This window comes from Oceanisphaera pacifica (assembly GCF_017498065.1).
Taxonomy (GTDB): domain Bacteria; phylum Pseudomonadota; class Gammaproteobacteria; order Enterobacterales; family Aeromonadaceae; genus Oceanimonas; species Oceanimonas pacifica.
Map to the genome: position 1 here is coordinate 1 of NZ_JAGDFX010000026.1, position 10,567 is coordinate 10,567.

Annotated in this window: 12 protein-coding genes; 7 read left to right on the top strand and 5 right to left on the bottom strand. The window is 45.0% G+C overall.

From position 1 onward, the window contains the following. Positions 1-496 (bottom strand): enolase-like domain-containing protein (locus tag J3U76_RS14175; protein WP_481130289.1); only part of this gene is annotated, 496 nt, incomplete at its 3' end. Between the two features lie 108 nt (positions 497-604). On the opposite strand from J3U76_RS14175, the gene J3U76_RS14180 reads away from it, so the two are divergent. Next, complete coding sequence (locus J3U76_RS14180; RefSeq protein ID WP_208006627.1) at positions 605-1,507, top strand: LysR substrate-binding domain-containing protein; 903 nt, start codon at positions 605-607, stop codon at positions 1,505-1,507. Positions 1,508-1,515: 8 nt separating this feature from the next. Here J3U76_RS14180 and J3U76_RS14185 read toward each other — a convergent pair whose 3' ends face one another. Further along, entirely contained in the window at positions 1,516-2,298 is a 783-nt protein-coding gene (locus J3U76_RS14185; RefSeq protein ID WP_208006628.1) for an IclR family transcriptional regulator domain-containing protein, read from the bottom strand. Positions 2,299-2,562: 264 nt separating this feature from the next. On the opposite strand from J3U76_RS14185, the gene J3U76_RS14190 reads away from it, so the two are divergent. The 6 genes from J3U76_RS14190 to tnpB all read left to right on the top strand — a co-directional run bounded on the left by J3U76_RS14190 (position 2,563) and on the right by tnpB (position 6,840). Next, positions 2,563-3,384: a CoA transferase subunit A gene (locus J3U76_RS14190; RefSeq protein WP_208006629.1), complete on the top strand. Its 822-nt coding sequence runs from the start codon at positions 2,563-2,565 to the stop codon at positions 3,382-3,384. Next, positions 3,381-4,160, top strand: coding sequence for a CoA-transferase subunit beta (locus J3U76_RS14195; protein ID WP_208006630.1), 780 nt, complete (start codon positions 3,381-3,383; stop codon positions 4,158-4,160). Before J3U76_RS14190 ends, J3U76_RS14195 begins: the two co-directional genes overlap by 4 nt. 11 nt (positions 4,161-4,171) lie before the next feature. Then, positions 4,172-5,377, top strand: a complete 1,206-nt coding sequence (pcaF, locus tag J3U76_RS14200; protein ID WP_208006631.1) for a 3-oxoadipyl-CoA thiolase — start codon at positions 4,172-4,174, stop codon at positions 5,375-5,377. 41 nt (positions 5,378-5,418) lie between these two features. Next, the gene (locus tag J3U76_RS14205) at positions 5,419-6,210 is read left to right on the top strand and encodes an alpha/beta fold hydrolase (protein WP_208006632.1); all 792 of its coding nucleotides are present in this window, start codon (positions 5,419-5,421) and stop codon (positions 6,208-6,210) included. 49 nt (positions 6,211-6,259) lie between these two features. Further along, a complete protein-coding gene (gene tnpA, locus J3U76_RS14805) occupies positions 6,260-6,379 on the top strand; it encodes an IS66 family insertion sequence element accessory protein TnpA (protein WP_424022317.1) in 120 nt (39 codons plus the stop codon). A 203-nt stretch (positions 6,380-6,582) separates the two neighbouring features. Further along, positions 6,583-6,840, top strand: a complete 258-nt coding sequence (tnpB, locus tag J3U76_RS14210) for an IS66 family insertion sequence element accessory protein TnpB (protein ID WP_208006633.1) — start codon at positions 6,583-6,585, stop codon at positions 6,838-6,840. Here tnpB and J3U76_RS14810 read toward each other — a convergent pair. The 3 genes from J3U76_RS14810 to J3U76_RS14570 are packed head-to-tail and all read right to left on the bottom strand — an operon-like array spanning position 6,809 to position 7,759. Further along, the gene (locus J3U76_RS14810) at positions 6,809-6,961 is read right to left on the bottom strand and encodes a hypothetical protein (protein ID WP_208006636.1); all 153 of its coding nucleotides are present in this window, start codon (positions 6,959-6,961) and stop codon (positions 6,809-6,811) included. The two genes, tnpB and J3U76_RS14810, sit on opposite strands and share 32 nt — an antisense overlap. Before the next feature lie 57 nt (positions 6,962-7,018). After that, positions 7,019-7,396, bottom strand: coding sequence for an integrase core domain-containing protein (locus tag J3U76_RS14220; protein WP_208006634.1), 378 nt, complete (start codon positions 7,394-7,396; stop codon positions 7,019-7,021). A 45-nt stretch (positions 7,397-7,441) separates the two neighbouring features. Beyond that, positions 7,442-7,759: a DDE-type integrase/transposase/recombinase gene (locus tag J3U76_RS14570; protein WP_208006635.1), complete on the bottom strand. Its 318-nt coding sequence runs from the start codon at positions 7,757-7,759 to the stop codon at positions 7,442-7,444. Positions 7,760-10,567: the final 2,808 nt, after the last annotated feature.

Genomic DNA, 10,567 nt, shown 5'->3' on the forward strand with positions numbered 1-10,567 from the left:
TAAAGTCACAATGACGCTTGGCAGAAATTAGGCTCTGTGCTTCATCGATGTCCTTCGCAGTATCGCCACTGGCCAACGTCCACAGCACAGGAATATGTTGATGAATTGCTCCGCCTAATAAATCGGAGACAGAGCGGTTAAGACGCTTGCCTTTCAAGTCTAATAGCGCAGTTTCTATTGCTGACTTCGCCAAATTGTTGCCGCGAGTGCTACTATTCAGCTTTACTTTCAAGGCATTGATGTTATCTGCCGGTTGGCCAATGAGTTGGGGAGAAAAATAAGTATCTATGGTCAACTTGACGCTTTCTGGGCTTTCCGGTCCGTAAGCTAATCCACCAATAGTGGTCGCTTCTCCTAGTCCTTCTAGACCAGCAGAGTCTTTTATTCGTACTATGACCATGGTTTGCACACCCATGGTGGTCATGGAAAGTTGGTGTGGACGTATTGTCGGTATATCAACTAAAATTGCCTCGATAGACTCAATAGTTACTATCATGTATCACCTTTAGCGCCAATGTTTCATCTTGTTACTTTCAAGTTACATTTTATTTACATAACTAATCCAATACTGATTAAGTTTTAAACTAATACCTTGGAGGTATGGGTGGAATTAAGACATTTACGATATTTTATCGTGGCAGCCGAAGAGCTAAATTTAACCCGAGCTGCAGAAAAGCTGTTTATTGCTCAGCCACCGTTAACTCGACAGATAAAGCAATTGGAAGATGAACTGGAGGTTCAGTTATTTATTCGCAAAGCTCGAGGGTTAGAGTTGACCGAAAGTGGTCGATTTTTTCTTAAGAAAGCACACGCTATCTTAAGTCAGCTCAATGCCACTATTAAGGCGACCCGTGAAGTAGAGCAAAATAGTAAAACAGTATTTTCTATTGGGTTTGTGCCGTCAGTGTTTTATGCAGAGTTACCCTTGATTGTACGGCGCTTACGACGCAATAAGCGGTTAGAAATCGTGCTGCACGATCTCAAGGCTCAAGAACAGAACGAGGCACTAAAAAGTGGAAAAATTGATATTGGATTTGGCCGAATAGAGATAGAAGACCCAGATATTGAACAAGAGATTTTATTTAATGAGCCGTTGGTCGCCGTCTTACCAGAAGAACACACTTTGGTTAACCAGCAGCCGACCATACAGCAACTAGCTGATTTCCCCTTAATAACATTTCCTTCAGGTAGCAGACCCAACTTTTCCGATATAATACTTGCGTTGTTTCATCGTCAGGGCCTTAAAGTGCAAGTAACTCAGCAAGTTGATGATTTACAGACTGCATTATCTCTGGTGGCATCAGATATGGGATTTTCTCTGGTACCAGAGCAGGTAAGAACCTTGCGTCGCGGAGGAGTTGAATTTGTCAAGATAGCCGATGAAAGTATTACCATTCCCTTGATCGCCTCGCGTCGTCGTGGTGAAAATCCTAATGCGGTTATGCGTCTGATGAACACCATACTGGCAGAGATAATACACAGTCGCTCAAGGGAGAGTTCACTTTAATAGTGGGTTCACCCCACCACTTTTTGTATTAGTTGGGCTTGTTCCTGTAGCAAAGGTAGAAAGTGGCCAGTTAGTGTTTCCATATTTACTCGCGCTGCATTCGTGCTGATATTGATCGCCCCAAGTAAAAAGTTTTGTCGATCAAATACCGGAACGGCTACCGAACGTAGTCCTAAATCCAGTTCCTGATCCATAATAGCAAATCCCTGTTGAGACACTTGCTCTATGGCTAATCGCATACTCTCAGGCTCAGTAATACTGAGCTCTGTATGGGCTGTTAGCTGTACACGCGACAGGTAGGCCGTTAGCTCTGCAGTAGAAAATTGTGCCAAGAGTACACGCCCCATAGAAGTATAGGCTGCTGGCAAATGCGTACCCACCGCTAACTGAATAGCCATCAGCCTATGCTCAGCGGCAGATCGTGCGATATAAACAACGTCATCCCCATCAAGAATCCCCAACGAAGTAGATTCGTTAATAGTTCGAGTTATCTCTTCCAGATAAGGCTGGATCATAGGTCCATAACGGTTTACGGATAAAAAAGCATGCCCCAACTGCAGTATTTTCGGTGTCAGCTCAAAATAGCGCTGCTGTTTTTTTAGATAATCCAGTGCATGCAAAGTCAATAATAGACGCCTCGCCTTAGCGCGACTCATGCCCGCCTTTTCTGCTACTTCGCTCAGCGTCATACGGGGATGCTGCTGATCAAAAGCCTGCAATACTTCCAACCCACTAGCCAGTGCTGCAACAAAATCGCGATCATCAGGGTTTAGCTTGTTATCGTCTGCCATTGGTTACTTCCAGTTATAGCCTAAATAGTAGTCCTACTAATAATAGTGAACTATGTTCGCTGTGCGAACATTATATAACCTTACCTGCCCCTTGTATTTTTTTATGCACTAAATAACTCTTTATTTAACATACATTTAAGATTTATTTGCTATTTAGTGATTATTTTGGATTTGCAGGTGCTGATAAAAAGTGCAAGTATGTTCGCACTGCAAACACAAGTTCGCAATGCGAACATCAGGTTTATTTCAAGGAGGCATTTTCTCATGGCCCAATTCATGAGCTTGCACGACGCCATTGCTCGCTATCTTCACGATGGCGCCACCGTCGCTATGGAAGGGTTTACCCATTTAATTCCCTTTGCCGCCGGTCATGAGGTCATTCGCCAGAAAAAGCGACATCTGACTCTAATCCGTATGACCCCAGATATTATTTATGATCAGTTAATTGGCGCTGGATGTGCAGACCGTTTGATTTTTTCTTGGGGCGGTAATCCAGGAGTCGGCTCTTTGCACCGCTTACGAGATGCAGTTGAACAAAGTTACCCACAGCCTTTAGAAATATTTGAGCACAGCCACGCTGCTATGGCTTGTGCCTATGAAGCGGGTGCCGCCGGTCTACCCCTCGCCGTTTTACGTGGCTATATCGGCAGTGATTTGCCCAAAGTTAACCCACAGATACGTTTTATTGAATGCCCGTTTACTGGGGAACGATTAGCCGCTGTACCGTCGGTGCGCCCTGATGTCAGTATCATTCATGCCCAACGCGCCGATCGCAACGGTAACGTACTGGTAACAGGTATCGTTGGGGTACAAAAAGAAGCGGTGCTCGCAGCTCAACACAGCATAGTTACAGTTGAAGAGATTGTTGATGACCTAGAGGCGGGGCCAAATGCCTGTGTCATCCCAGGCTGGGCCATAGATGCCATCGCAGAAGTAAAAAATGGGGCTGCGCCTTCTTATGCTTATGGCTACTACCCACGTAATAACAGCTTTTATAAAGAATGGGATGGTATTGCGAGAGATCGCGAGCGGTTTAACCAGTGGCTGCAAGAGAATGTCTACAATCAAGGAGGAACAACCAAATGACACTTGAATATAATGCTTCCGAAATGATGACGGTTACCGCCGCACGTGCTCTGAAAAACGGTATGACCTGTTTTGTGGGTATCGGTTTACCCAGCGAGGCTGCTAACTTGGCCAGACTGACTCACGCTCCCGAGGTAGTGCTGATCTATGAATCCGGCACCATACAAACCAAGCCAGACATACTGCCCTTGTCCATTGGTGATGGCGAGCTTTGTGAGTCAGCATTGACTACAGTAGCAGTGCCAGAAATGTTCCGTTATTGGCTGCAAGGCGGACATATCGATGTCGGCTTTCTTGGCACAGCTCAAATTGATCGCTACGCCAACCTCAATACTACGCTGATTGGGGACTATCAAGCACCTAAAATCCGACTGCCTGGCGGCGGTGGCGCACCTGAGATCGCTTCTAACGCCAAAGAAGTATTTGTCACTATCAAACATTCGCCTCGCACTTTTGTTGAAGCGGTAGACTTTATTACTACGCTGGGTTTTGGCCATGATGGTAAAGGACGAGACGATGTGCCCAATATTGGCCGTGGCCCCACCAAAGTGATAACAGATCTTTGTGTGCTGCAGCCTGATACCGATACCAAGGAACTAACCGTCAGCTCATTACACCCGGGAGTGACACGAGAGCAGGTCACAGCAGCCACGGGTTGGCCTATTCGCTTTGCCGAATCGGTGACGCTAACTCCAGAGCCAACAATTGAAGAGTTGAATATATTGCGCGCACTCAAGGCTAAAACTGAAGCCCATCATGCTCAAACTATATCTTAGGAGATAATTTAATGAAGCCTGTTTATCTTTGTCACCCCAGACGTAGTCCAATCGGTCGCTTTGGCGGCACCTTAGCGACAGTTCGTCCCGATGATCTTGCCGCTCAAATCTTCCAAGCGGTGTTAGCCCAAGCACCAGATTTGGACCCTGTAGCAATTGACGAAGTGATCATGGGCTGTAGCAACCAAGCAGGTGAAGATAACCGCAACGTGGCACGTATGTCTGCGCTACTGGCGGGATTACCGGTAAGTATCTCAGCCATCACTGTCAATCGTTTATGTGGTTCAGGTATGGATGCGGTCGGTACTGCTATGCGTGCCATAAGAGCAGGCGAAATGGATTTAGTACTGGCAGGTGGAGTTGAGTCAATGTCACGGGCACCTTACGTGATAGGTAAAGCAGGCTCTGCTTTTACTCGTGATCAGAAACTAGAAGATACCACTATGGGCTGGCGATTTATCAACCCCCAGCTAAAAGCGCAGTATGGCGTCGATACCATGCCCGAGACTGCAGAAAACCTTGCTGAGAAATTTAATATTTCCCGTGCCGATCAAGATGCTTTTGCTGCCAGCTCTCAGCAAAAAGCCGCTCACGCACAAAGTTCAGGACGCTTTGCTGAAGAAATTACACCCGTTGAAATTCCTCGTCGCAGACAAGAGTCTTTGATATTTGCCGATGACGAACATCTACGCTTAGGCACTACAGTAGAAAAACTTTCTACCTTACCTACTCCGTTTCGAGCCAATGGTAGCGTAACTGCGGGAAACGCTTCAGGAGTAAATGATGGTGCCGCTGCTATGCTCATCGCCAGCGAAGAAGCAGTGAAGCGCTATCATCTTCAACCCATGGCACGTATTCTAGGTATGGCCACTGCAGGAGTAGAACCACGTATCATGGGTATAGGTCCGGTGCCGGCGGTACGTAAATTGCTAGAGCGTCATCAGCTTTCATTGGATGATATCGATCTGTTCGAATTCAATGAAGCGTTCGCTGCTCAAGCGCTAGCTTGTATGCGTGAGCTGGGCCTTGACGATCAAGACCCACGGGTGAACCCAAATGGGGGCGCCATTGCGTTAGGTCATCCGCTAGGAATGTCGGGTGCTCGTTTGCTACAAACTGCCGCTCATGAACTACACAAACAAAATAAACGTTTAGCACTGTGTACTATGTGTGTAGGCGTAGGTCAGGGCATCGCCACTCTTATAGAGCGAGTTTAACGTCAACAGAGTCGATACAAGAATTTTTAATAGGAGATGTAATGTCTTTTTTAGAACTTAATGGTCGTGCAGTCGCTTATCGGTTATTAGGCGACGCCAGCTTGCCACTCGTGGTATTGGCTCACCCACTGGGTATGAGTCAAGCCGTATGGGATGAGCTGTTACCCGAGCTACTGCCACACTACCGTGTATTAAGTTGGGATCTACCAGGACATGGGAGTAGTACGGCTTGGACCAAGGGTGATATTACCCCCGCCGGTCTAGCCAGTGAACTACTAGCACTGCTTGATCAAGCACAAGTCGAGCGCTTTCACTTTGTGGGCACTTCTATAGGCGGTGTTATTGGCCAGCAGTTGCTCAATCAAGCTCCCGAGCGTTTACTGTCAGCCACACTCACTAATACCGGCGCCGTGATAGGTACTCAACAAGCTTGGCAAACTAGAGCAGCTGCGGTACAAGAAGAAGGGCTAGCAGCTATGGCAGTAGACATAGTTCCTCGCTGGTTTGGGCCAGCTGCAACACTAGCCCAGCCCGCTTTAATCTCGGGTTGGAATACAATAATGGGCCGTGGGGATGCCAAAAGTTATGCTCTGTTGTGTGAAATGCTCGGGCGCTTTGATTTTAGTCAGCAGCTGGGCAAAAGCACAGTCCCTTTACTGATCATTGGCGGGAGCGATGACTTGTCTACTCCCCCGGAATCACTACGAACTTTAGCTGAATATTGCAAGACAAGTCAGCCCGTAATCATGGAGAAGGTGGGTCATGTACCAGCAGTAGAAGCACCTGCATCATTTATTAGCTTACTGTTATCCCATATAAATAAGTGTAAATAACAAGGTAAGCGTCCTTAAATAAGCATCTATTAACCTAACTTATCCAGCTTTGCAAGTTTGGCAACAGCACATCGCTGCCTCAGAGACATCAAACTTATCTGGTGCGGCTTTTTGTAAACAGCATGACTTAAGTTATAAGCAGTTTAACTATTGGCGTAAAAAGTTTTAGTAAACGGAGTTAGCTGAAACATCTGCAGGTTTTGCTCAGGTCGTCCCATTATCGATGGAGTCTCATCACTCGAGTGAGGAGCTGAGCATCCATTTACCCAGCGGCATTCGTGTGTCGGGCATCAATGCTGGTAATGTCGACGTTGTGGTGACACTACTGAGGCAAGTGCAATGCAGGTCCGCTATTTACGCACCGCGAAGCAGATGCCAAAAATCTATTTGTACCGAGCGCCCGTTGATTTTAAGAAACAAGCCAACGGCTTGGCGTTGCTGGTTGAACAAGAGCTGGATCATGACACATTCAGCGGCGCGCTCTATGCGCTCACTAACCGCCAACGCAATAAAATTAAATGCGTGATATGGGAAGACAATAGCTTTGTGATGTATTACTGGAGTGGCCCAACAAAAGTAGACACCTATTTAAGCAGCATTAAGTTGCTGCGAATATGGGTTGGGGGTTAAGCCCCCCCAGCGCGGTGTGTTGTCTTACTTTGTGGTAATACTGCGTGATGTAGAAGTCTATTTCTTCTGTCATCTCTTTACGAGTTAAAAGTCCTAGACGACGAGTCCATTCCTTCTTCAGTAAAGCAAAAAAGTTTTCTGAGCACCGGTGGTTTTAAACCCAGTTTTCCAAATAATACTAACTAAAAGCTACTTTATTTCGTTCCATCTCCTCGAGTTTACAAGGGTTAAGTGAGACGGCTGCGGCCACTGCCCAGTTGCGGGTCTTACCTGACCAACGTCGAGGGTGTTGGCGCTTTGCTTCTTCATAAACCTGTGCTCGTTTTGTTAACACCGCTTGGTCACAGCCTCGGTGTCGAGCTGCGGGGGTGACGAAGTTAATACCACTATGCAAATGCTGCTCGTTATATCCGTACTCAAACGCGATCATCCATTCCCGCGACGCAGTTAATGAAGCGAAGCCCTTAGTTGGCCATGCAGGACAATACTTCACTGTCCGAAACATCGACTCTGAGAACGGGTTGTCGTTACTGACTCGAGGGCGATTGTAAGACATCAACATACCGAGCTCTGCCAATCTTGCTTTTAGCACATACGGACTTTATCGGCGCACCATTATCGGAGTGCAGTACTGGCGGGTTTTGCGTACATCTTCACGCAATAAAGCACGCTCAACTAGCTGTCGAGCCAGCACTCCTGACGCTTCTTCATGGACTTCCCATGCCACTATCTTACGGCTATAAATATCCAAGATAAGATATAAATACCAGTACTGACCACGCACTAAAGAGGGACAGTAACTAATGTCCCATGTCCATACCTGATTAGGACCGGTCGCGATAAAACTTGTGGGTGGTGTCGCTTTTCGTGGCGCTTTAGCATGCCCTCGGTGGTTTAATTGTTCGTGCTTCTTTAACACTACATTGGGCTTGCCGCTATTCCATTAGCTTTGTTCAAGCAAGGCGATGCAGTTTTGTCACTGAACTATAAAGATAACCTCCCTGAATCTTTAATGCGTACACCAAGTATTTATTATTAATTTTATTGTGACGCTGCTTACTTATAGCACTAGCCCCATAGCCTTGAAATTACCAATAACCTGATTTGTTCAAGTCTTCGTCGCTTTGCTCTTCAACAAAGCTCCCCACCTCCTGAGAGGCATTCTCCATATTAGTTTGCAACTCACCCAACTCGATTTGTTCACTCTTGAAATAGCGGGCGACGATAAGTACCGGCATGATTAGTTAGGCTTTGTACTTCACCTTGGTGATGATCAGACCCAGCGCTTTCTTCGGTACCACCGACTCGGTCCTCTGAGTAAAGGGCGTTAAGCTGCACGCGACAAAAGATCTGAATTCGTCGTGGGGCAGAATACCTCGCGGCACTCACCAACGATCGTCTATAACCGATTCTGGCGAACGCACAGAGTAGTACACTGCCTAGCGATACCTACTCAGAATCCGGCCATAGCATTGATGTCTCGATGCATCTCTTCAACTAGTGCAATGATGATTTTATTGAGCTTGTAGCCAATATCCTTATCACTCTTCAACGCCAGCATGCTGTCTAGCTAGCAAATAAAGAGTTAAGACAAAGTATGCCTAAGCCGTATAAGACTAACCTGCCTTCGCTAATGACACTTAGCGTTTACGCAGTAAACCTTAAAGGACTATTGGCTTGATCTTCATTCGCAAATAACAGCTCAAACCAAAAGTTATTATTGTCACTTACAGTTTCTTGTTTAGTGTTTTTGTGTTCACTGTTCAAGCTATCACCTTTCCGTGCCGCAGAGTGTTACGTCGAGCCTAAATGCCAGTCAGCTAATTGGATTAAGGCATCAACAGCTAGCACTTGTATGATGTTAATTACTTTTACTTATCCAACCTTACGGATGGTCGGGCGTGTACATTATGCGAGACTCTTCTGGTGTCATACTAAGACCTTCATTACATGTCCCGCCGAGCCAATCGTGCAATTGATTGCTTGTTTCATCTTTTAGTACTTGGTGGGTAGGTGATGGTGATTACAATTTGTAGAGGAGTGTTATCTATTGGTTGTTTACGTCTGTTGTTACCTCAACGTACCGATACTACTAGACGGTATCGTCACTACTTTGTTGCTATAAGGTTTTGATAAGTGATGGTGTAAACAACACACTCAATGCCCCCTAAAAAAGAGAAAGCGTTTAGGCATTACAGTTCTATCTGGTGTGTTTTTAATGGCTTACTGTAGTTCTTTTTAGGACGGTAATTAAGAAGCCCTACACTTGAAGATGGTGGTTGGCTTGGGTCTTATTCTGGAGAGATAGAAACAAAAAAAGGCTGCATATAAATGCAGCCTTTTTAAATTTTTTTGTTCGTTGCGCTATTTAGTATTTCATTATACTGGCTACTTTACAGTAACTTGGTACGTTACTAGCCTGATGATTATAACTAACCTGTCTGATCAATGCTCGGTGGTGCGCTATTATCGTACTCCTAACCAAACTGAATCTCGAGTCACAGTGAACTTATAATTTAAAAATACCCGAAAACGAAAATTAAATCAAGTAAGGGGAAGGGGCTTAGAAATGGGGAATGGCAGCAAGCACGCTTCGCGCGCTTGCCCTTACCCATTAACGGTTAATAGATCCTTTAAGGGGGAAATCGTAGGCTCAATGCTGGCGGGGCTTAGGATAGAGATTTGCTTCTTTTTGTCATTTTTTTCAGCTTTAAAAAGTGTGCGCCGTGTAAACCACTGTTTATTTTTTAACCTAAAAAATAGTGCGCCGTGTAAACTCCCGTTCATTTTTTAACCACAAAAAAGTGCGCCGTGTAAACTCCCGTTCATTTTTTAACCATAAAAAAGTGCGCCGTGTAAACTCCCGTTCATTTTTCAACCATAAAAAAGTGCGCCGTGTAAACTCCCGTTCATTTTTTAACCATAAAAAAGTGCGCCGTGTAAACTCTCGTTCATTTTTTAACCATAAAAAAGTGCACCGTGTAAACCACTGACTGATTTTCGATCAAAAACAGTGAACCACGCAAAAAAAACGCTCACTTTTCAAACAAAAAAACCTAATCAATAGGTGAAAACTATCAATGATAAAAAAAAGATAACTAAAAACATCCAAAAAAGTGCATTTAATCGTAATTATGCAAACTTTAGCGCCCTTATTTTACGGTGCCTTTACTTTATATGAGTTTAATTTTTAGTTTTTAATATAACTTTTTTTGGACAACTGGTTAGAAACCACCGCTATCGTTACGCATTTCGACTATAAATTTTTTGCTACATAAAAACACTTGATGAGCACGGTTGTAGAGTTTTATGAATGTTGGTTAGTCATTTGATACCTACTCTATTTTACATTTACAAGTCGACACAGCTTTGAATTTATTGCACTACTTTAGAACACTAAGTAGTGGTTAAAAGCCGACTCGACTTTGGAATCGTTACACTCTTCTGGAGCGTGAAGTGGTGGTTAAAAGTCAGCTCAACGTTGGAGCCGTTGCACTCTTTTAGATCATGAAGTCGTGGTTAAAAGTCTGCTCGACGTTAGAGCCGTTGCACTCTTTTAGATCATGAAGTCGTGGTTAAAAGTCAACGCGACGTTGGAATCGTTGCACTCTTTTAGACCGTGAAGTGGTGGTTTGAAATCAGCTCAACGTTGGAGCCGTTGCACTCTTTTAGATCATGAAGTCGTGGTTAAAAGTCTGCTCGACGTTAGAGCCGTTGCACTCTTTTA

Coding starts and splice junctions, on each gene's coding strand:
- J3U76_RS14185 (WP_208006628.1), bottom strand. CDS start 2,298: ATGGCAGACGATAACAAGCTAAACCCTGATGATCGCGATTTTGTTGCA.
- J3U76_RS14190 (WP_208006629.1), top strand. CDS start 2,563: ATGGCCCAATTCATGAGCTTGCACGACGCCATTGCTCGCTATCTTCAC.
- J3U76_RS14195 (WP_208006630.1), top strand. CDS start 3,381: ATGACACTTGAATATAATGCTTCCGAAATGATGACGGTTACCGCCGCA.
- pcaF (WP_208006631.1), top strand. CDS start 4,172: ATGAAGCCTGTTTATCTTTGTCACCCCAGACGTAGTCCAATCGGTCGC.
- J3U76_RS14205 (WP_208006632.1), top strand. CDS start 5,419: ATGTCTTTTTTAGAACTTAATGGTCGTGCAGTCGCTTATCGGTTATTA.
- tnpB (WP_208006633.1), top strand. CDS start 6,583: ATGCCAAAAATCTATTTGTACCGAGCGCCCGTTGATTTTAAGAAACAA.
- J3U76_RS14220 (WP_208006634.1), bottom strand. CDS start 7,396: ATGTCTTACAATCGCCCTCGAGTCAGTAACGACAACCCGTTCTCAGAG.